The sequence below is a fragment of the Janthinobacterium sp. UMAB-60 genome (assembly GCF_900095235.1).
In the GTDB taxonomy this organism is placed as follows: Bacteria; Pseudomonadota; Gammaproteobacteria; order Burkholderiales; family Burkholderiaceae_D; genus Janthinobacterium.
The window spans coordinates 32079-52984 of sequence record NZ_LT607485.1 but is presented as its reverse complement, the minus strand read 5'-3'; the positions used below and the strand labels follow the sequence as shown (position 1 = coordinate 52984).

Genomic DNA, 20906 nt, shown 5'->3' with positions numbered 1-20906 from the left:
CGATGGCGCCGTCCCGCCATCGCCACAGGAGTCTTCATGTTCTCGATCCGTGCCGTCCTGGCGGGCTGCGTGGCGGCGCTGTGCGCCTTGCCGCAAGCCGGCGCCGCAGCCGACGTCCCCGTTGCCACGCCTTCCCCTGTTTCCAGCGTGACCGTTCCAGCGCCCGCGCGCCCGCGCATCGCGCTGGTGCTGTCGGGCGGCGGCGCGCGCGGTTTCGCGCATATCGGTGTATTGAAAGTGCTGCAGGAACTGCATGTGCCGATCGACATGGTGGTCGGCACCAGCATGGGTGGCGTGGTGGGCGGCGCGTATGCGGCCGGCGCTTCCGTGGCGGACCTGGAAAAGATGGCGCGCGAGACCAATTGGGCGCGCGTGGTGGCCGACCGGCCGCCGCGCGACGAACTGGCGTTCCGCCGCCGCGAGGAAGATTTATTGCTGCCGTCGCGCATCGAGTTTGGCATCAGCCGCAACGGCATTTCCACGCCGCCGGCCGCGGCCAGCAATGCGGCGCTGGAAATGGCGCTGAACCGGCTGTTGCCGGCCGGCATGCGCGACCGCCCCGCCAGCCAGCTGCCGCTGCCCTTTCGCTCGGTGGCGTCCGACCTGGTCAATGGCGAACTGGTGGAACTGGTCGACACGCCGCTGTTCCTGTCGATGCGCGCCTCGCTGGCCGTGCCTGGCGTGTTTGCCCCCGTGCGCGTGAATAACCGCCTGGTCGTGGACGGGGGGCTGGTGCGCAACCTGCCCGTCGATATGGCGCGCGCCATGGGCGCCGACATCATCATCGCCGTCAACGTGGGCACGCCGCTGGCGCCGGAAAAAGAGCTGGGCAGCGCCATCGGCGTGGCGCAGCAGATGCTGCAGATCCTCACGGAGCAGAACGTCCAGCGCTCGCTCAAGGAATTGCGTGCGCAGGATATCCTGGTGGCGCCGGATCTGACGGGTGTCAGTTTCCTCGACTTCGAAAACTATGCGCGCGCCATGCGCGCCGGCGAACAGGCGGCGCAGGCGCTGGCCGCCCGCCTGGCGCCGCTGGCCCTGCCGCCGGAACAGTATGCGGCGCGCGAGCAGCTGCGCCTGGCGGCGCCGGCCTTGCTGGACGTGGCCCTGCCGCTCACGCGCCTGGCCGTGGAGAGCGAAGGCGACATCAATCCGCGCATCCTGCAGGCGCAATCGGGCCTGGTGGAAGGGCAGGCCGTCAGCCAGGAAGATGTGCTCAAGGCGGCGGCCAAGCTGTATGGCCGCGGCGACGTGGCGCGCGTGGAGACGGACGTGGTCGATGCCGGCGAGCAGCGCACAGTCACCATCAAGGCGGTCGAAGCGCCATGGGCCAGCAACCGCCTGCGCGTGGGCCTGGAGCTGTCCAGCGATTTCAGAGACAGCAACAGCTTCGCCCTGAAGCTGCTGCATGTGCATTCGAACCTGAACAGCTGGGGCGGCGAGTTGCGCAGCACGGCGCAGATCGGCAATGCGCGCGGCTATGGCGTGCAGTTCTGGCAGCCGCTGGGCGCAGGCAACCCGTGGTATATCGCGCCGCAGCTGCAGTACACCTCGTCGGCGATGGATGTCTTCGACAAGGGCCGACGCAGCGCGCGCGTGACGTATAACGGCCAGACGGCGGCGCTGGTGCTGGGACGCGAGTTCGGTACCTGGGGCGATTTGCAGTTCGGCGTCACGCGCACGGAGATCAAGGGCAAGCTGGCGATACCAGCCGATCCCACGCAGCCCGAGTCGCGTGGGCTGGGCACCACCCAGTTTGTCCAGTTCCGCGTCGATACGCTCGATTCGCCGGGTTTCCCCACGCGCGGCGCGCTGCTCGACGCTACCTGGACGCGCGCCTCGACCACGGGTTCGGGCGAAGCGCCGCTGGGCCGCTCTTCGCTGACGGCATTGAAGGCTTTCGGTTACGGCAACTGGGCCGGCCACGTGTATGGCGAATGGGCGCGCGCGCAGCGCGGCGAGGCGCCGCTCAGCCTGGGCGGCTTCCTGCGCCTGTCCGGCACGGATTTTCAATCGGTGAGCGGGCGCAGCATCGCCCTGGCGCGCGTGGTGATGGCGCGCCGCATCGGTTCCCTGCCCAGTACCCTGGGCGGCGCCGTGCGGGCCGGCTTTTCGCTGGAAATGGGCGGCGGCTTTGACCAGAACGAGCGCTGGAAAGCCAGCAAGTTCACGCAGGCCAGCAGCGCCTTCATCTCCGTCGATACGCGTTTCGGCCCCGTGTACGTGGCCTCGGGCGCATCGAAGGGCGGCGAGAGCACCTTCTATCTGTTCCTGGGACCCGTTTGGTAGCTGGCCGCCGCCGCGCTGCGGCGCAGGGCCGTGAAGGCGGAAAATTCCCATGAGCGAAATCCCAGCAGCAGGGTAAAGCCATCGCGCTCGGCGGGCGCGAGGCGGCGGTCGTTCTGGTGCAGGCGCGCCAGTTCCTCGGCCAGCTGGCGGATCTTTTGCACCAGTTCCTGCGCGCTCGACAGCGACAGGCGGGCCGGAATGCACATCAGCGTTTCGCCGGCGCCGTCAAAGTGGCCGCTGAAATAATCGGCCACCACGTGTTCGCGGAAGTACTGCTGCACCGGGCCGTCGGCCAGCCAGTGGAAGGCGTTCGAGACACGCAGGCTGTAGCGGTTCAGCGGCTTGAGTTCGATCAAGCCCAGGCGGTCCAGCTCGGCCAGGCAGCCGATGCATTCGGCCTGCGTCAGCGCATACGTTTCCACCACCTGCTCCAGGCTCCAGTGGCCGAGGCAGCAGATCGCCACCAGCAGCAGGCGCGGATGCGCCACCAGCGACTTTTCCTGCACCAGCGTGAGCGTGTCGGCATGCGGCGTGATGTCGGCCGCGCCGCGCAGCACATCTTCCATGGCGATGCCCGAGGCCTTGCAGATCAGGGCCAGGCGCGACAGCGACATGTCGTGCTGGCCAAACATGCGCTTGACGCTCGATTCGCTCATGGCGATGCGCTCGGCCAATACCTTGTACGTGATGCCGGCGGCGCGCAATTGGGTGCGCAGCACGCGCAAAACCAGTTCAGGTGAACTCACGAGATATCCTTTTTTACAAGTTTGGTAGCGGGTAACGGTACCGAATGTAGCCCTTAATGACACTTTGCACAAGGTGATAGTACTTTTTGGCAAAAGAGATGACACTCCCGCTTGTGGCTCGCGCAGCGCGCTACAACCAGGCAATCCATCCACTTGTAGAGGTTATCCATGTTCCCATCTTTCCGTTTCCCCGCAGCGCTGCTGGCGCTGGCCACCATCGCTCCCCTGCATGCCGCGGCTGCCGATCCTGCACCGGGTCCCGTCTATGCGGGCGCCAGCTACGGCTTTCGCGCCAATAGCGGCCTCGATTGCCTGCCAGGACAAGGCGATTGCGACAAAAGCAGCAAGCGCAATGGCAAGGCCTACCTGGGTTACAGTTTCGACGCGCTGCCGTTTCAGGGCGGCGTGGCCCTGCCTTCGGTTGAACTGGTGGGGTACACAGGCGGCGAGGTCAAGTCCGGCTTCGACACGGGCGCCGGCAAGCGCGCTGGTCGCGGCAAATTCACCGGCCTCGGCGTGCAGGGCGTGCTCGGCTACCAGTTCGATGCCTTTACCCTGAGCGGGCGCGCCGGCGTGGCCTACACGCAGGGCAAGGTCGATTATCTGGGCGGCGGTTCGGCCAAGCAGAACAAGGCAGGCCTGACCTACGGCATCGGCACGGCATATGCGCTGAATCAGAACTGGTCGCTGCACCTCGACTGGGACCGCGTGCCCGTCAAGTACAACAGCAAGCAGACGAGCAAGGTCGACATGTTTTCGCTGGGTGCGTCCTACCGCTTCTAAGGGGATGCTGCTGCGGCAGAGAGTGGCCTGATGGCGGACGCCCTATGCAAAGGGCGTCCGCGGGCGGCCTATTTGTCCGTTTCTACCTTCAGCAGCAATTTCGCCAGCAGGCGTTTTTCCTGCTGGCGCTGGCCTGAGACGGTCTTCACGTGCGCCCCGGCGGCGCGCTGCAGAGCGGCCGTGGCGACCGGGTTGCGCGGTTTTTGCGAGGGTTCGACGCGGAACTGCATTTTCTGCCGCGTCGCCAATGCCTTGTTTGCCATCGGTTTTCCCCTCCCTGATTACAGCACGTAGCGCGACAGGTCCTCGTTGACCGACAGCGCTTCCAGGCGTTCATTCACGTACGCGGCATCGATCACCAGCAGGTTTTCCGTGCTGCTGCTGTTTTCGCTGGCCGTAAACGACACTTCTTCCAGCAGCTTTTCCATCACCGTGTGCAGACGGCGCGCGCCGATGTTTTCCGTGCGCTCGTTGACTGCATAGGCGATTTCCGCCAGGCGCGTGATGCCTTCCGGGGCGAATTTCAAGGTCAGGTTTTCCGTCGCCAGCAAGGCTTCGTACTGCATCGTCAGGCAGGCGTCGGTGCTGGTCAGAATGCGCTCGAAGTCCGAGATCGACAGCGATTCCAGTTCCACGCGGATGGGGAAGCGCCCCTGCAATTCCGGGATCAGGTCCGACGGTTTCGACAGGTGGAACGCGCCCGAGGCGATGAACAGGATGTGGTCCGTGCGGATCATGCCGTACTTGGTGTTGACGGTCGTGCCCTCGACCAGCGGCAGCAGGTCGCGCTGCACGCCCGCGCGCGAGATGTCGGCGCCGCCGGATTCCGAGCGCGAGGCGATCTTGTCGATTTCATCGAGGAAGACGATGCCGTTCTGCTCGACGTTCTGGATGGCTTTCTGTTTCAGTTCATCCTCGTTGACCAGCTTGGCCGCTTCCTCCTCGACCAGCAATTTGAGCGCTTCGCGGATCTTGACCTTGCGCGCCTTCTTGCGCTGCCCGCTCACGCCCGAGAACATGGACTTGATCTGCTCCGTCATTTCTTCCATGCCCGGCGGCGCCATGATTTCCATCTGCGGACCCGCTTCGGCCAGCTCGATCTCGATTTCCTTGTCATCGAGCTCGCCCTGGCGCAAGCGCTTGCGGAAGGTCTGGCGCGTGCTGTCGCCGCTGCCGCTGCCGCTACCGCTGTCCACGGCCGCTGGCGTATTCGGCGTGAAGCCGAAGTCGCGCGCCGGCGGCACGAGGATGTCGATGACGCGGTCTTCGGCCGCATCTTCGGCGCGTGCGCGCACTTTCTTCATTTCCAGCGCGCGCGTCTGCTTGATGCCGATGTCGATCAGGTCGCGGATGATGGTGTCGACGTCGCGCCCCACATAGCCCACTTCCGTGAACTTGGTCGCTTCGATCTTGATGAACGGCGCCTCGGCCAGCTTGGCCAGGCGGCGCGCGATTTCCGTCTTGCCGACGCCTGTGGGGCCGATCATGAGGATGTTCTTGGGCGTGATTTCATGGCGCAGGGGCTCGGCCACCTGCTGGCGGCGCCAGCGGTTGCGCAGGGCGATGGCGACGGCGCGCTTGGCCTTGGCCTGGCCCACCACGTGCTTGTCGAGTTCGGTGACGATTTCCGCCGGGGTCATGTTCATGATCATAGTTGGCTTTCTATTCTTTGCTCGGGTGCTTGGACTCAGTCCAAGGTCTCGATGATGTGCGACATGTTCGTGTAAATACAGAGTTCCGCGGCGATGGTCAGCGATTTCTTGACCACTTCGGCCGGCGACAAGTCCGTGTTTTCCTGCAGCGCCTTGGCGGCGGACTGGGCATAGGTGCCGCCCGAGCCGATGGCACCGATGCCGTCTTCCGGTTCCAGCACGTCGCCATTGCCCGTGATGACCAGGGTCGACTCGCTGTCGGCCACCAGCAGCATCGCTTCCAGGCGGCGCAGCACGCGGTCGGTGCGCCAGTCCTTGGCCAGTTCGACGGAGGCGCGCAGCAAATTGCCCTGGTGTTTTTCCAGCTTGCCCTCAAAACGGTCGAGCAGGGTGAAGGCGTCGGCGGTGCCGCCGGCAAAGCCGACCAGGACTTTGCCCTGATACAACTTACGCACTTTGCGGGCCGTGCCCTTCATGACGATGTTGCCGAGCGTGACCTGGCCGTCGCCGCCCAGGGCGACTTGCTTGCCGCGCCGGACGCAGAGGATGGTGGTGCCGTGAAATTGTTCCATAGTGACCTCAAAAGATTCGTGCCGATGCGTGCAAGGTCATGCGGTTGCGCGCCCATGGCACAAAAGTGGGGATGGAAAAGGCAATTGCAAGCGACACTTGCCACTGCCGTGCTTGCTTCAGTGTAGTCGGCGCGGGACGAAAAAAAAGCACGCAACCGGGGTTGTGTGCTTTTTTTCTGCCGCCACGCAGCCGCCGGGGCGGCCGCGCAAGGGGAAGGGCGATCAGTCGCCGTACAGTTTTTGCTTCAGTTCGCGCCGTTGCTGGGCTTCCAGCGACAGGGTGGCGGTCGGACGGGCGATCAGGCGCGGGATGCCGATAGGCTCGCCCGTTTCTTCGCACCAGCCATAGTCGCCGGCGTCGATGCTGGCGATCGATTGCTGCACTTTCTTCAGCAATTTGCGCTCGCGGTCGCGCGTGCGCAGTTCCAGCGCATGCTCTTCCTCGATGGTGGCGCGGTCGGCAGGGTCCGGTACGAGCACGGTTTCACGCAAGTGTTCCGTGGTTTCGCCGGCGTTTTTCAGCAAGTCTTTTTCGAGCTGCTGCAGGCGCGCCTTGAAGAATGCCAGTTGTGCCGGATTCATGTAGTCATCTTCGCTCATGGCGCGAATTTGGTCTTCGCTGATGAGAGGGATGTCTTGGCTGGCGGCCGGGGTCGATTTATTAGTTTTGGTCATAACTTCGCTTACCTTCGATACGACAGAGTTTTCAAATTGATCAGTTGATGCGGCGATACCGAGCAACTGTACAGGTTCCGCTTGGCATTGCTGTCCCGCTGTACTGCGTGCGACCTTGGCTTGCCGGCGAAAGCCAGGACTACCGGCAGGCTATGGTGCCATGTTGATAACTTTTTACCGCTCTATGCCAGTCGCGCTATGCGCACGACAACGGGTGTGTTGGGTGGATCGCTTGCATGCCTGGCATGCGGCCAGCGGCAGTTTGCCAGCATTTCATGACAGGCGAACGACATGGGCCGTTTTCGTCGCTGATTTTGGCACGCTTTGCCTTATATTGCCATCCCGATTTGTTGCCTAGCCGATCAGCGGCGGCCACTTGTTGATTTATACCAGCAAGACGGGGGGCGGCCAGCGGGAAAGCGTGCTTAACTTTCCCTTTTGTTTCTGCTTTGCAACGGGTATTTTGCAAAACCCGGCTAGTTTATACCAAACATTGTTCGAGTCCGCGAATAAAAATGTCTTTTGGTAGATTCTTGCCAATAAACACCATTTTGCTGCCGCGCACTTCGTTTTCGCCCCATTTGGCGCCCAGGTCGCTGCCCATCAGCTGGTGCACGCCCTGGAAGACCACCTTGCGTTCAGCGCCCTGCATCAGCAGCACACCCTTGTAGCGCAACATGCGCGGACCATACACTTGCACCAGGCCGCCGAGGAACTCATCGAGCTTGGCGCTGTCGAACGGTTGCGTGCTCTTGAAAACAAAGGCGGCGATATCGTCGCTGTGCTGCGCATGGTGGTGGTCGGCATGGCCGCAATCGGTGGCGCAGGCGTCGCTGTGCTCGTGCGCATGCTTGTGCTCGTGGCCGTGCTCATCTGCATGCGCATGGTCATGCGCTTTGTCGTGCGCTTTGTCATGATCGTGCACGTGCGCCGTCTCTGTCTCCAGGAAATCCGGGTCCAGTTCCAGCTTTTCGTTCAAGTTGAAACCGCGGATGTCGAGCACTTCGGCCAGCGGCGCGCGGCCGAAATCGACCTTGGCGATGGGCGCGCGGGGATTGATGCGCTTCAGGCGGCGCGTCAGCGTGGCCACGTCGTCTTCACTGACGAGGTCGGTTTTCGACAGCAGCAGCTTGTCGGCAAAGCCCACTTGCCGCTGGGCTTCCTCGTATTCGTCGAGTTGCTTCATGGCATGGCGGGCATCGACCACCGTGATGATGGCGTCGAGCATGTAGTGGCTGCCCACCTCTTCATCGACAAAGAAGGTTTGCGCCACAGGGCCGGGATTGGCCAGGCCCGTCGTTTCGATGACGACGCGGTCGAACGTCAGCAGGCCGGCGTCGCGCTTGCGCGCCAGTTCCGTCAAGCCCACGATCAGGTCGCCGCGCACGGTGCAGCAGATGCAGCCGTTGTTCATCTCGATGATGTGCTCGTTGCTATCCTGCACCAGTATTTCATTGTCGATGTTTTCCTGGCCAAACTCGTTTTCGATCACGGCGATGCGCATGCCATGGTCTTCCTGCAGTATGCGGTTGAGCAAGGTGGTTTTGCCGGCACCGAGGAAACCGGTGAGGATGGTGGTTGGAATCAGTGCCATGAGAGATGCCTATGCTGTAATCGATGGTGCCGCCGCGCAAGCGGAAGAATGCGGACGATTATGCCGGAATTTTGCAAAAGCTTGCAAATGCGCGCCCATCCGCTTGATATGGATCAGGCTGGCCAACGGGCGCGGCAGTCTACTTGAGCTTGGCGCGCGGGTGTGCCTGGTCGTACACGTGCGCCAGATGCTGGAAATCGAGGGCCGTGTAGACCTGGGTCGAGGTGATGCTGGAATGGCCCAGCATTTCCTGCACGGCACGCAAGTCGCCCGACGATTGCAGCACGTGCGAGGCAAACGAGTGGCGCAGCACGTGCGGGTGCACGTTCGCGGGAATCTCGGCGGCCAGCGCGTGCGCCTTCAGGCGCAGCTGCAGCACGCGCGGCGAAATGCGCGTGCCGCGCGTGCTTAAAAACAAGGCAGCGCTGCCATCGTTTGCCGGCGGACGCACGGCCAGCCAGCTGGCCAGCGCCACGAGGGCTGCCTTGCCGACGGGCACTTTGCGCATCTTGCTGCCCTTGCCCGTGACGATGACTTCGAAGCTGGCCATGTCGAGCCAGCCCAGCGAGGCGGGCCGGCCGCCCTCGGCCTTGCAGTAATGGGTGTCCAGGCTGGTCAGTTCGGAGACGCGCAAGCCGCTCGAATACAGCAGCTCGAACATGGCGCGGTTGCACAGTTGTTCCGGCTCGGCGGCGCCCTGCTGGTGTTGCACGGGGGCCACGAGGCGCACGGCGTCGTCCACCGACAGGGCTTTGGGCAAGGTCTTGGCCCGCTTGGGGGCGCGGATGCCGTCGACGGGGTTGGCGTCGAGCTGGGTCTCGCCGCTGAGCCAGTTGTAAAAGCCCCGCCACGACGACAGCTTGCGGGCGATCGAGCGCGGGTCCAGGCCGCCACTGTGCAGCTTGGCCGTGTAGCGGCGTATTTCGTTGTGCGCCAGCGCCGTCCACGGCGTATTGCCGCTCAGTTCCAGCAAGGCGCGCAAGTCGCGCCCGTAGGCGTCCAAGGTGTGGGGCGACAGCTTGCGCTGCGTGGCCAGCTGCGCCAGGTAGCTGGCCAGCCATTCGGCCTTGCCGCGCGCCTCGTCCACGGGGTTCTCAGGCAGGCGAGCCGGCGCGCAGCGCGGCCAGGGCGGCGCTGGCCGTGGCGCCGATGTGCACGAGGAAGTCCGTGCCCATGCTCGACGTAAAGCGTTCGCTGTCGGGCGAACCGAGCACCAGCAAGCCGAAGGTGCCCGTGGTGTTCGGGGCGCGCAGGGCGATCATGACGGTCGATTCGATTTTATCCGCCTGCAACCAGTGCACGGCTTCGAAATCGCGGTTGCTGCCGCAGTACGGCGCTTGCAGGCTGTTGGCGAACATGCGCACGTCGGCCGTGACCTCTTCCGTGAACCAGCCATTGGCGTGTTCCGGCAGCACTTGCCACAGGCGCAGGCTGACGTAGGGCACGTCGAAATTGCTTTGCAGGGCGTCGACCAGCACGCGCGGCATGGCCGCATCGCTGCGCACTTGCAGCATGGCCTGGTTCCAGCCGTGGAATTTGCTGGCGATGTCGCCATTTTCCTCGGCCAGGCGGCTCAGCTTGGACATGCGCAGTTCCAGCGCCTTGTATTTGTCACGCATCACTTCCATCTGCCGCTCCTGCAGCGAGATGGTGCGTCCCGTCAGCGGGCTGCTCAGCTTGACCTCGCCGAGCAGTGCGGTATGCTCTTCGAAGAAAGTCGGATGCTCGCTCAGGTACTGGGCGACGGTGCTGGAATCGAGTGTGGCGGTCATTGAGAATATCTGTCAGTGAAAGTTGAACGCTTCATTCTAACCGAGAGTGCGGCGGCATAGGCGCAAAGGGCCGGGTGCCGATACATTTTCCGCGCGCACATGAAAAAAGCGGCATGGTTAACCATGCCGCCTTGCATTTCTTGCTCAGCAATCACCCGTGACGGGTGACGTGCGGGACATTAGAAATTGTGGTGTACGCCCAGACCGATGTAGTTGGTGGTGACCGATGCATTGTAATTGTTCAGGTTAGCCGCTTTTTTGTTCGAGATGTCTGCGTAGACATACGTGCGTTTCGACAAATTGTAGTCATAGCCCAACGAAGCTTGCTTCGATTTGACGGTGCCATCTGGCGTTTTCTGACCGTAGCCAGCACGGATCTTGCCTGGGCCGACGTCATAGTTGGCGCCGATCAGCCATGCCTTGGTATCGGTATTGATGATCTTGAAGTTGCTGTCATCCTGATGCTGGTACGACGCCATCAGTTTCAATTCCTTGATCGGATTGAACGATGCGGCAACCGACCACAGCTTGGCTTGCACGCCATTGCGCTCGTAGGCGGCCATGGCGGCGAACTGTTCGTTGGTATAGGTAGCCGACATCGAGTACGGACTCGACGCTGGTGCAGCGTTTGCCGCCACGGCGTAGTTGCCGCTTGGATTGGCACGCACTGCTACGTTAGCGGGCGTTGGTGCATTGAAGCCGATGCCGCCGAAGTTATTGGCTTCTTTCGCAGCGACAGTGGCGTTGAACTGGAAGCCGTTGATGACTGGCGAGTTGTAGAACACGGCGTTCGAGAAGCGGTTACGCGAATTGCCGGCTGCGCTCAGCGGATCGCTGGTGTAACCGGCGACCGTGATATCGGTCTGGAAACCGGCGGTCGTAGGCATGCCCGACCATGGTTCGAACGCGGTGCTCGATTCCTGGAAGGCGGTCAGGCCACGGCCCAGGCGCACGGTACCGAAGTCGCCTTGCAGGCCGACGCGGCTTTGGCCCTGGAACAGCGGACGGGAGTTGCTTTCCAGCGTACCCGTATCGGATTCATAGCGAATTTCCAGTTGGAAAATAGCTTTCAAGCCATTGCCCAGATCTTCCGTGCCCTTGAAACCCAGCTTGTTGTTGTCGCGCTTGGTGACGACGGTGGTCGAACCAGTCGCTTTGCCCAGACCAGCATCGACCGTGCCGTAGATTTGGACGGACGACTGCGCTTGTGCGGTTGCGGCAAAGGCGCCGAAGAGTGCGAGGGCAACGAGTGATTTTTTCATGTCTTATTCCCTATTAAAAGTGAGTTCCGTCCGAGATCCGAGCAGATTGAAATGCGCCAATTACCGCGTTTCGATGAATGAACCTTAATTCGTTGGCGCGCAAGACGTGCGGGATTGGTCAAATGTGCGTGAAAAGATTGGTGAAAAGCGTCATAAATCCATGGCCCTGTTGTATTTTTGTAACGCGCGTTTTTTGCCGATCCTGCGCCGATGGCCGGCATTCTCCCATCGCCACCGTATCGGCGCCTTGCCATATTGGCGTGTCCTGGCCAGGACATTGTTGCGTTGAATCAAGTTCTTAAGCCGGCTTAGTCGGATTTACGACACAAGGACGTTACACTAAGGGACGGCCTGCACTGATGGGTCCGGAGACGGTGCACTATTCTTAGAATCATTGACTCAATATCGAGAATCGATGGCAAATCGCGAAACATTAGGATTGATCAAGGGCGCACGCGCGGGCGATGTGGCTTGCCAGCTGGCGTTGGGACGGCTGTATCTGTTCGGACAGGGTGTGCCGCAGAGCTTGCCGACCGCCTTGCACTGGCTGGCGCGGGCGGCCCAGGAGGATAGCCAGGAAGCCTGCCTGCTGATCGGTACGCACGTGCCGTTTGAAGTGGCGCAACCGGCAGCCAGGACGCTGATTCCGTATTACGCGCAGGCGTTCGATGCGGGCCTGGTGCAGGCGGGCCTGGTACTGGCGCAACTGGTGCTGGGCAATGCCGCCAGCAGTTGTGAAACCTTGCGCGCCAAGGCACGCGTGGCGCTGGACGCTGCCGTGTGCGCCGGCTTGCCCGATGCGCAATGGTTGTTATCCATGCAAGAAGGAGCGTCCGCAGCCTGTGTGCCGGATGCCGGCGTCGCTGGCAAGCACGCCCTCGATGGCGATACGCCCCTGTACGCCTGGCTGGAGCAGGCCTGGAGCCAGGGCAACCATGCGGGCTTCCTGTCGCAAGGCTTGCCGCTGGCGCGCGAGCTGTTGCAGCGCCAGGCGGCGGCCGGTGCGCGTACGATCGCACTGGACGCGCAGCAGGTGCAGTTGCTGTCGCGTTGCGCCCAGGCACTGGCACCAGGCGGCGATGCCGAGGGATGGCAATGTTGTGAGCTGGCCGCGCATGGTGGCGACCGCACGGCGCAGCTGGAGCTGGGACTCGGCTATGCGCGCATGGATGCGCATGGACAGCGGCTGGCCACGCGCAACGGCGCGGCCAATTTCAAGCGGGCCGTGCGCTGGCTGACGCAAGCGGGCGAGCAGGGCCTGGCCGAAGCCTGGTTCGTGCTGTCGCGCATCTATACAAAACCGGAATTTTCCCAGCGCAATGTGGTCGAAGCCCATTCCTGTCTGGAGCGTGCCGCCGACCTGGGGCATGGCCCGGCTCAGCTCGAGTGCGGCATGCATGCCTGGCGCAATCGCCGCGACGGTGTCAACAACGATGTGCGTGCCACCTATTGGCTGCTGCAGGCGCAGGCGCAAGGCAGCAATGAAGCGGAGGCGGCGCTGGTGAAGATCGCGCCACGCGGCGAGTCCGGCGACTGGGGCCAGTATGCCGCCCTGCACGCCGATGGACAACTGCGCCAGCTGGGCCTGAGCCACCCTTTGCTGGCGGCACGGCTGGAGCTGGCGCGCTGCTTTCACCTGTCGCGTGCCGAGTCCTTGCTGCTCGATCTCCATGCGGCCGACCAGGGACATTGCCTGCTGATCGATATCAGCGCCACACATGGGCGCGGCAAGCGGCGGCTGGTATTGATCCGCACGGCGCAGGAGCGCCAGCTGCTCGATCAGGTGGTGCGCCTGTTCGAGCGCGTCGATTGCGGCGTGACGGGGCCGGAAGGCAATTACCGCCAACGCCTGTACCGCCTGAAGTGCTACCTGGCCGAACTGGATGTCGCGCAGGAACAGCAGTTCCTGGCCGCCTGACTTTTACTCCTGTTTTTTACCTGTTTACAGCTCGATCACGCCTTCGAACACGGTCACGGCCGGGCCCGTCATCAGGACAGGCTGGCCCGGGCCTTGCCAGGCGATCGACAGTTCTCCGCCGCGCGCGCTGATGCGCACGGGCGAGTCCAGCAAGCCGCGCCGGATGCCGGCCACGGCGGCGGCGCAGGCGCCCGTGCCGCAAGCCAATGTTTCGCCAGCGCCCCGTTCATACACGCGCAGTTTCACGTGATGGCGGTCGACGATCTGCATGTAGCCGGCGTTGACCCTGCGGGGAAAGCGCGGATGGTGCTCGATCAGCGGGCCCGATTGTTCCAGTTCTTGCGCGTCGACATCCTCGACCACTTGCACGGCATGCGGATTGCCCATCGAGACGACGGACACCAGCACGGGAGAGGTTTGGCCCGGCAGTGCCAGGTCCAGCGGCCACAGGGTGTCAGTTCCCTGCGCTACGCCAGCCAGGCCGCTGGCGTCGAACGGCACCAGTGCCGGTTCCAGCACGGGCGCGCCCATGTCGACCGTGATGCTGCCATCGCGCTCCAGGCGGGGAGAAATGACACCGGCCATGGTTTCCACGCGGATGCTGGCCTTGTCGGATAACCCTTTTTCGCTGACGAACTTGACGAAGGCGCGCGCGCCGTTGCCGCATTGCTCGACTTCGCCGCCATCGTTGTTATAGATACGGTAGCGGAAGTCGCAGCCGGGCAGGCGCGGCTTTTCCACCACGAGGATCTGGTCGGCGCCGATGCCGAAACGGCGGTCGGCCAGGCGCTGCCACTGGGCCGGCGTGAAGTCGATATCTTGATTGATGGCATCGATGACGATGAAGTCATTGCCGGCGCCGTGCATCTTGGTAAAGTGGAGTTTCATGTTTTGCCGTATCACTTGTGCTGGTTATAGAACGAGGCTTCGCCTTGCGGACGCGTCTTGAAGCGTTTATGCGTCCAGAAGTATTCGGCTGGCGCTTCGCGCACCCGCTCTTCGATGAATTCGTTCATGCGGCGCGTGGCGGCCGTGATGTCGTCGCCCGGATAATCGTCCCACGCCGGGTAATACGTCACTTTCCAGCCCTGGTAATTGGGCAAAAAGGTGGCGATGACGGGAATCACTTGCGCCTTGGCGGCCAGTGCCAGGCGCGCCGTGGCCGTCAGGGTGGCGGCGGGCACGCCGAAGAAGGGCACGAATTCCGCATCCTTTTCGCCGAAATCCATGTCCGGCAGCATGAAATACGGCAAGCCGTCGCGCAGCGCGCGCAGAATCGTCTTGATGCCGTCCTGGCGCGTAAACAGCTTGGGCGGCTTGAAGCGCGAACGGCCGGCGCGCAGGGCCTGGTCGAAGGCGGCGTTCTTTTGCTGCACATACATCGAGGAAGCGGAAATTTCCATCGCCGTGGCGGCGCCGGCCACGTCGAGGCAGACGAAGTGCGGGCACAGCAGGATGGTGGGCTTGGCCGCGATCTGCTGGCCCGGAAAGGCGGGCACTTTTTTGATCAGGCGGTTCAGGCGTTCTTCCGATGCCCACCACAGGATGCTGCGCTCCCACACGCTGCGCGAATACGCCTGAAAATGCTGGCGCGCCAGGGCCACGCGTTGCGCTTCCGACAATTGCGGCATGCACAGGCGCAAGTTCGTCAGAGCGATATCGCGCCGTTTGCGCATGACAAGGAACAACACGCTGCCAACGCCGACGCCGAAGCGGCCCAGGATGGGCAGGGGCAACCAGTGCAGCAGCCACATGAAGGCGATCAGCAGTCTCATGCCTGCTCCTTGGCGGCATCGGGGCTGGCCGGCGTGGGCGGCGGCGCGCCGCGCGGTACCTTGTAGCGGTTGTAGCTCCACAGGTATTGCGCCGGGCTGCGCGCGATCAATTGTTCCATGGCCGCGTTGATGGTGCGCGCCTGCTCGGCCGAAGTGCTGTCCAGCGATGCGGTAAATGGCACGAAATGCACGACATAGCCGCGTCCGCCCGGCAGGCGTTCGGCGTAGGTGATGATGACTTCGGCGCCGCCCATCTGCGCCAGCTTGGCCGGCAGGGTCATGGTATAGGCGGGACGGCCGAAGAAATCGGCCCACACGCCTTCGCCCTCTTGCGGCACCTGGTCCGGCAGCAGGCCGATGGGTTGTCCCTTTTTCAGGCATTTGGCAAAGATGCGTACGCCCGACATGTTGGCCGGCGCCAGCATCAGGTTTTCGCGCGCGCGGGCGCCCTCGATCAGCGGTTTCAGGGCGGCGCGCTTGGGCGGGCGGTACATCACGGTGAGCGGCGTGCGCAGGGCGATCTGTTGCGCGACAATCTCGAAGCAGCCCAGGTGCGGCGTCAGGAAGACGATGCCGCGGCCGTGTTGCAACGCTTTTTCCACCAGGTCCCAGTTTTCCACCGTGGCATGGCGCGCTACACGCTCGGCTGGCGCGCACCAGATGAAGGGCAATTCCAGCACGCTCTTGCCCGCTTCGGCCACGGCCGTGTGCAAGTGTTGCGAAAACCCCGCACCCTGCATGTTCTCGCGCATGCGGCGCCGGTAGGAAGGGGAAATGGCGTAAATCACCCAGCCGAGCGCAGCGCCCAGGCCATGCAGGACGGGCAGGGGAAAGAGGGATAAAAAGCGGAAAATTGGGACTAACATGAATAAGCTGTTTCCAGGAATGGCGTGTTGCTGTGCCAAAATTTTTTAAGAAGCGTAAAATACCACGTATGTAGTACCCGCTGAGTTAATAGACAACTTGCGAAGCGGAATATAAATATCGCTAAAGCGTCGCAGGCAAAATCCTCTTTACTGCGACAGAACATTCACATAGTAAACAGGAGCTTGCAATGTCAAACGACTATCTCTTCACTTCCGAATCCGTCTCGGAAGGCCATCCCGACAAGGTTGCCGATCAAATTTCCGACGCCATCCTTGACGCCATCCTGGCCCAGGATCCGACCGCCCGCGTGGCTGCCGAAACCCTGTGCAACACGGGCCTGGTGGTGCTGGCTGGCGAGATTACTACGCATGCCAATGTGGATTATATTCAAGTTGCGCGCGAAACCATCAAACGCATCGGTTACGACAATACGGAATACGGCATCGACTACAAGGGTTGCGCCGTGCTGGTGGCTTACGACAAGCAGTCGCCCGACATCGCGCAAGGCGTCGATGAAGGTGCGGGTATTGACCTGGATCAAGGCGCTGGCGATCAGGGCCTGATGTTCGGCTACGCCTGCGATGAAACGGCCGAGCTGATGCCCGCCGCCATCCACTACGCGCACCGCCTGGTCGAGCGCCAGTCGCAGCTGCGCAAGGATGGCCGCTTGCCATGGCTGCGTCCGGATGCGAAATCGCAAGTGACCCTGCGCTACGTCGATGGCCGCCCCGTCGGCGTGCACACGGTCGTGCTGTCGACCCAGCATGCGCCAGAAATTTCGCACAAGCAGATCGAAGAAGCCGTCATCGAAGAAATCATCAAGCCGATCCTGCCGCGCGAATGGCTGACGGAGACCAAATTCCTCGTCAACCCGACGGGCCGTTTCGTCATCGGCGGTCCGCAAGGCGATTGTGGCTTGACCGGGCGCAAGATCATCGTCGACACCTACGGTGGCGCAGCCCCGCACGGCGGCGGCGCGTTCTCGGGCAAGGACCCGTCGAAAGTCGACCGTTCGGCAGCCTACGCGGCCCGTTACGTGGCGAAAAACATCGTCGCGGCCGGTCTGGCGCGCCAATGCCAGGTGCAGGTCAGCTACGCCATCGGCGTGGCCAAGCCGATCAACATCACCGTCTACACGGAAGGCACGGGCGTGATTCCTGACGCGGAAATCGCCAAGCTGGTACTGGCGCACTTCGATTTGCGTCCAAAAGGCATCGTGCAAATGCTCGACCTGCTGCGCCCGATCTATCAAAAGAGCGCCGCCTACGGCCACTTCGGCCGCGAAGAGCCGGAATTCACGTGGGAACGCACGGACAAGGTCGCCCTGCTGCGCGACGCTGCCGGCCTGAAGTAATCTAGTCAGATTTGCAAGAAAAGCGCCCCGGCCTTCTGGCCGCGGGCGCTTTTTTCATGGGCGCGCACGCGACGGCGCGTACGGAACGGCGTTGCCGTAGGGATACGCTACAATTTATTGCAAATAAACCAATTTGAGAATTCCATGACCTTGTTGCGCGCACGCTCCTTGTTTGTTGTTCTGGTGGCTACATTCGGCCTGTCCGTTGCGGTGGCGGCGCCGGCCACGCTGACGGTGGGGCAATGGCTGGACAAGGCGGAGGCGGGCGACGGCCATGCCGTGCTGATCCTGGCGGCGGGCGGCAAATTTATTTTCCCCGAGGGTTCGCTGGCAACGCCGGTGCAGATGCGGCCCGAACTCACCGAGTTGATGGGGCAAATGTCGGCACGCCAGGCCTTGCATGTGCTCACCATCTATGCGGACAGTGGTTTTCTCGCCACGGATCCCGATGCCTGGCGCTCGAATATCAAGCCAGATCCCGTGATCACCTGCAAATGGGCCATGCGCGCCGCGAATTATCCGACCGACGGCAGCAAGGCCGATAAAGACATGCTGCCCATCCTGCGCGACCTGGCCGATGAAATAACGCGGCGCCTCGATGCTGACGAGCGCGCCAGCTGTCTCAGCCAGGGCAAGAACTGGCCGCCGCAGAAACCATAGCGCGCCAGCGCGCGTCGCGGACCTGCCAGGCGGCCGGCCCGCTTGACTAATGGTTGCCGCCGGCGCATGGCCAATGTTATGATGCAGTGTCCGAGGAGCGTTGCGACGAAGAAATTCGCCAGGCTCGGAATATCCTGCAACTGCGCTCACGTACCTTTTTCAACTGAAAGGAGGGCGTGATGAACGCCGTACTCAAATCGCAACACGACTACACCATCGCCGATATCACTCTGGCCGCATGGGGCAACAAAGAAATCAAGATTGCTGAAACGGAAATGCCTGGCCTGATGGCCATCCGCGAAGAATTCGCGGCAGCGCAGCCTTTGAAAGGCGCGCGCATCACCGGTTCCATCCACATGACCATCCAGACCGCCGTGCTGATCCAGACGCTGGAAGCACTGGGCGCGCAAGTGCGTTGGGCATCGTGCAACATTTACTCCACGCAAGATCACGCTGCCGCCGCCATCGCTGCCGCCGGCACGCCAGTGTTCGCCGTCAAGGGCGAGTCGCTGGACGACTACTGGGAATACACGCACCGCATCTTCGAATGGCCGGATGCGGACGGCAAGGCTGTCTATTCGAACATGATCCTCGACGATGGCGGCGACGCGACCCTGCTGCTGCATCTGGGCGTGCGCGCGGAAACCGACCTGTCGGTGCTGGCCAATCCCGGTTCGGAAGAAGAAATCTGCATGTTCAACTCGATCAAGCAACACTTGCTGGCCGACCCGACCTGGTACTCGAAGCGTCTGCCGGAAATCCTCGGCGTGACGGAAGAAACGACGACCGGCGTGCACCGCTTGTATCAAATGCACAAGGAAGGCAAGCTGGCTTTCCCTGCGATCAACGTCAACGATTCCGTCACGAAATCGAAGTTCGACAACCTGTATGGCTGCCGTGAATCGCTGGTCGACGGCATCAAGCGCGCCACCGACGTGATGATCGCCGGTAAAGTGGCCGTCATCGCCGGTTACGGTGACGTCGGTAAAGGTTCGGCCCAAGCCATGCGCGCCCTGTCGGCGCAAGTATGGGTGACGGAAGTCGACCCGATCTGCGCACTGCAGGCGGCGATGGAAGGCTACCGCGTGGTGACCATGGATTACGCCTGCGAACACGGCGACATCTTTGTCACCTGCACCGGCAACTATCACATCCTCACGCACGATCACCTGACGCGCATGAAAGACCAGGCTATCGTCTGCAACATTGGTCACTTTGACAATGAAATCGACGTTGCTTCGTTGAAGCAATACGAGTGGGAAAACATCAAGCCGCAAGTCGACCACATCATCTTCCCGTCGGGCCGCCGCATCATCCTGCTGGCCGAAGGCCGCCTGGTCAACCTCGGTTGCGGCACGGGCCACCCGTCGTACGTGATGAGCTCGTCGTTCGCCAACCAGACGATCGCCCAGATCGAGCTGTACGCGAACACGGCCAACTACCCGGTCGGCGTGTACACCTTGCCAAAACACCTCGATGAAAAAGTCGCCCGTTTGCAACTCAAAAAGTTGAATGCGCAGCTGACGGAACTGACGCAAGAGCAAGCCGACTACATCGGCGTGCGTCAAGAAGGCCCCTACAAGCCAGAGCACTACCGCTATTAAGATGGTTGCCTCATGAACCTACTGCGCGGCGCGGGGCGCGGCCGGCGATGCTCACTGTGCTAAAGCACAGCTGCGCTTCTCGGCCACGCCGCGCATCCGCTCGCTACGGTTCCTGAGGCAACAAGACTGATCGGTGTATCGTTAGAGACAGCCGTTACTGTGCTGTCTCAATATCTTTTTTGACAGGCTAGAGAAATGCGCTTGCTACTGATTTGGTTTATCAATGCGGCAGCCCTGTTTGCCGTTCCTTACCTGATGCACTCGGTGACGATGAGCAGCGGCTGGACGGCGCTGCTGGCGGCTGCCGTGCTGGGGCTGGTCAATGCGCTGATCCGTCCCTTGCTGATCCTCTTGACCCTGCCCGTGACGTTTTTGTCGCTGGGTCTGTTCATTTTGATCATCAACGGCTTCCTGTTCTGGCTGGTGGCGCAGGTGATCGATGGTTTCCATGTCGCCAGTTTCTGGTCTGCCGTGGGTGGTGCCATTCTGTACAGCATCATTTCCTGGGCCTTGTCGACCTTACTTTTGAGTAATGACGATGGAAAAGCATAATTTCAGTATTGAGTTTTTCCCGCCGAAAACCCCGGAAGGGGCGGAAAAGCTGCGCGCCACGCGGATCAAGTTGTCTGAATTGCAGCCGAAGTATTTCTCGGTGACCTTCGGCGCCGGTGGCACCACGCAGCAGGGCACGCTCGATACCGTGCGCGAGATCCTGGCGGCCGGCGAACAAGCCGCGCCCCATCTGTCTTGCGTGGGCGGTTCGCGCGCATCGATCCGCGCCGTGCTGGCCGATTTCAAGGCGGCCGGCGTGAGCCGTATCGTCGCCTTGCGCGGTGACTTGCCCAGCGGCTACGGCGCCTCGGGCGAGTTCCGCTACGCCAACGAGCTGGTGGAATTCATCCGCGCCGAGACGGGTGACCATTTTCATATCGAAGTGGCCGCCTATCCGGAAGTGCATCCGCAAGCCCGTTCGCCGCAGGACGACTTGAACGCGTTTGCGCGCAAGGTGCAGGCGGGTGCCGATGCGGCCATCACCCAGTACTTCTACAATGCCGACGCGTATTTCCAGTTTGTCGAGCAGACGCAGAAGATGGGCATCAACGTGCCCATCGTGGCCGGCATCATGCCGATCACGAACTACACGCAATTGATGCGCTTTTCGGACATGTGCGGCGCGGAAATTCCACGCTGGGTGCGTCTGAAACTGGCCAGCTTCGGCGACGACAGCGCGTCCATCAAGGCTTTTGGCCTGGACGTGGTGACGGGCTTGTGCGAACGCTTGCTGGAAGGCGGCGCGCCAGGCTTGCATTTCTATAGCATGAACCAGGCGGCGCCCACGACCGCACTGTGGCAGCGCCTGGTCAAATAATCGCTGTTTGATTC

The 20906-nt window shown here is 62.2% G+C and carries 20 protein-coding genes and 1 riboswitch; of the genes, 8 read left to right on the top strand and 12 right to left on the bottom strand.

Going from position 1 to position 20906, the window contains the following annotated elements; all coding sequences use genetic code 11:
- The first annotated feature begins 36 nt into the window (after positions 1-36).
- Entirely contained in the window at positions 37-2289 is a 2253-nt protein-coding gene (locus K0F86_RS08185; RefSeq protein WP_219133954.1) for a patatin-like phospholipase family protein, read from the top strand.
- Here K0F86_RS08185 and K0F86_RS08180 read toward each other — a convergent pair.
- Positions 2262-3035 (bottom strand): helix-turn-helix transcriptional regulator, encoded by a 774-nt coding sequence (locus K0F86_RS08180; RefSeq protein WP_257572050.1) that lies wholly within the window; start codon positions 3033-3035, stop codon positions 2262-2264. The genes K0F86_RS08185 and K0F86_RS08180 overlap by 28 nt on opposite strands.
- Before the next feature lie 168 nt (positions 3036-3203).
- Here K0F86_RS08180 and K0F86_RS08175 point away from each other — a divergent pair, with 168 nt between their 5' ends.
- The gene (locus K0F86_RS08175; RefSeq protein ID WP_219133953.1) at positions 3204-3818 is read left to right on the top strand and encodes an outer membrane protein; all 615 of its coding nucleotides are present in this window, start codon (positions 3204-3206) and stop codon (positions 3816-3818) included.
- A 68-nt stretch (positions 3819-3886) separates the two neighbouring features.
- Here K0F86_RS08175 and K0F86_RS08170 read toward each other — a convergent pair whose 3' ends face one another.
- The 8 genes from K0F86_RS08170 to K0F86_RS08135 form a co-directional block, all read right to left on the bottom strand.
- Positions 3887-4081, bottom strand: coding sequence for a hypothetical protein (locus tag K0F86_RS08170; RefSeq protein ID WP_034753063.1), 195 nt, complete (start codon positions 4079-4081; stop codon positions 3887-3889).
- An 18-nt stretch (positions 4082-4099) separates the two neighbouring features.
- Positions 4100-5464, bottom strand: coding sequence for an ATP-dependent protease ATPase subunit HslU (gene hslU / locus K0F86_RS08165; protein ID WP_306823189.1), 1365 nt, complete (start codon positions 5462-5464; stop codon positions 4100-4102).
- Between the two features lie 41 nt (positions 5465-5505).
- Positions 5506-6042, bottom strand: a complete 537-nt coding sequence (gene hslV / locus K0F86_RS08160) for an ATP-dependent protease subunit HslV (protein ID WP_010394217.1) — start codon at positions 6040-6042, stop codon at positions 5506-5508.
- Positions 6043-6264: 222 nt separating this feature from the next.
- Positions 6265-6717, bottom strand: a complete 453-nt coding sequence (gene dksA / locus K0F86_RS08155) for an RNA polymerase-binding protein DksA (RefSeq protein WP_071079830.1) — start codon at positions 6715-6717, stop codon at positions 6265-6267.
- 481 nt (positions 6718-7198) lie between these two features.
- Positions 7199-8311 (bottom strand): GTP-binding protein, encoded by a 1113-nt coding sequence (locus K0F86_RS08150; RefSeq protein WP_219133951.1) that lies wholly within the window; start codon positions 8309-8311, stop codon positions 7199-7201.
- A gap of 139 nt (positions 8312-8450) precedes the next feature.
- Positions 8451-9398 (bottom strand): tyrosine recombinase XerC, encoded by a 948-nt coding sequence (locus K0F86_RS08145; RefSeq protein WP_219133950.1) that lies wholly within the window; start codon positions 9396-9398, stop codon positions 8451-8453.
- 7 nt (positions 9399-9405) lie between these two features.
- The gene (locus K0F86_RS08140) at positions 9406-10083 is read right to left on the bottom strand and encodes a DUF484 family protein (protein ID WP_219133949.1); all 678 of its coding nucleotides are present in this window, start codon (positions 10081-10083) and stop codon (positions 9406-9408) included.
- A 179-nt stretch (positions 10084-10262) separates the two neighbouring features.
- A complete protein-coding gene (locus K0F86_RS08135) occupies positions 10263-11345 on the bottom strand; it encodes a porin (protein WP_219133948.1) in 1083 nt (360 codons plus the stop codon).
- A gap of 415 nt (positions 11346-11760) precedes the next feature.
- On the opposite strand from K0F86_RS08135, the gene K0F86_RS08130 reads away from it, so the two are divergent.
- Positions 11761-13263 (top strand): SEL1-like repeat protein, encoded by a 1503-nt coding sequence (locus K0F86_RS08130; RefSeq protein ID WP_219133947.1) that lies wholly within the window; start codon positions 11761-11763, stop codon positions 13261-13263.
- Between the two features lie 24 nt (positions 13264-13287).
- On the opposite strand, the gene dapF is transcribed toward K0F86_RS08130, so the two are convergent.
- Genes dapF through K0F86_RS08115 form a run of 3 tightly spaced genes read right to left on the bottom strand, consistent with a single transcriptional unit; the run spans position 13288 to position 15904 of the window.
- Positions 13288-14151 (bottom strand): diaminopimelate epimerase, encoded by an 864-nt coding sequence (gene dapF, locus K0F86_RS08125; RefSeq protein WP_219133946.1) that lies wholly within the window; start codon positions 14149-14151, stop codon positions 13288-13290.
- Between the two features lie 11 nt (positions 14152-14162).
- Positions 14163-15038, bottom strand: a complete 876-nt coding sequence (locus K0F86_RS08120) for a lipid A biosynthesis acyltransferase (RefSeq protein ID WP_219133945.1) — start codon at positions 15036-15038, stop codon at positions 14163-14165.
- Entirely contained in the window at positions 15035-15904 is an 870-nt protein-coding gene (locus K0F86_RS08115; protein ID WP_219133944.1) for a lysophospholipid acyltransferase family protein, read from the bottom strand. Before K0F86_RS08115 ends, K0F86_RS08120 begins: the two co-directional genes overlap by 4 nt.
- Before the next feature lie 188 nt (positions 15905-16092).
- Between K0F86_RS08115 and metK the strand changes: the two genes are divergently transcribed.
- The 5 genes from metK to metF all read left to right on the top strand — a co-directional run bounded on the left by metK (position 16093) and on the right by metF (position 20892).
- On the top strand, positions 16093-17259 hold the full coding sequence (metK, locus tag K0F86_RS08110) for a methionine adenosyltransferase (protein ID WP_219133943.1): 1167 nt from the start codon (positions 16093-16095) through the stop codon (positions 17257-17259).
- Positions 17260-17403: 144 nt separating this feature from the next.
- Positions 17404-17919, top strand: a complete 516-nt coding sequence (locus K0F86_RS08105) for a hypothetical protein (protein ID WP_219133942.1) — start codon at positions 17404-17406, stop codon at positions 17917-17919.
- An 86-nt stretch (positions 17920-18005) separates the two neighbouring features.
- Positions 18006-18074, top strand: a riboswitch (S-adenosyl-L-homocysteine riboswitch).
- Between the two features lie 24 nt (positions 18075-18098).
- The gene (ahcY, locus tag K0F86_RS08100; RefSeq protein WP_219133941.1) at positions 18099-19523 is read left to right on the top strand and encodes an adenosylhomocysteinase; all 1425 of its coding nucleotides are present in this window, start codon (positions 18099-18101) and stop codon (positions 19521-19523) included.
- Between the two features lie 195 nt (positions 19524-19718).
- A complete protein-coding gene (locus K0F86_RS08095; RefSeq protein ID WP_034783534.1) occupies positions 19719-20075 on the top strand; it encodes a phage holin family protein in 357 nt (118 codons plus the stop codon).
- Entirely contained in the window at positions 20062-20892 is an 831-nt protein-coding gene (gene metF / locus K0F86_RS08090; RefSeq protein WP_219133940.1) for a methylenetetrahydrofolate reductase [NAD(P)H], read from the top strand. Before K0F86_RS08095 ends, metF begins: the two co-directional genes overlap by 14 nt.
- The last annotated feature ends 14 nt before the right edge of the window (positions 20893-20906 follow it).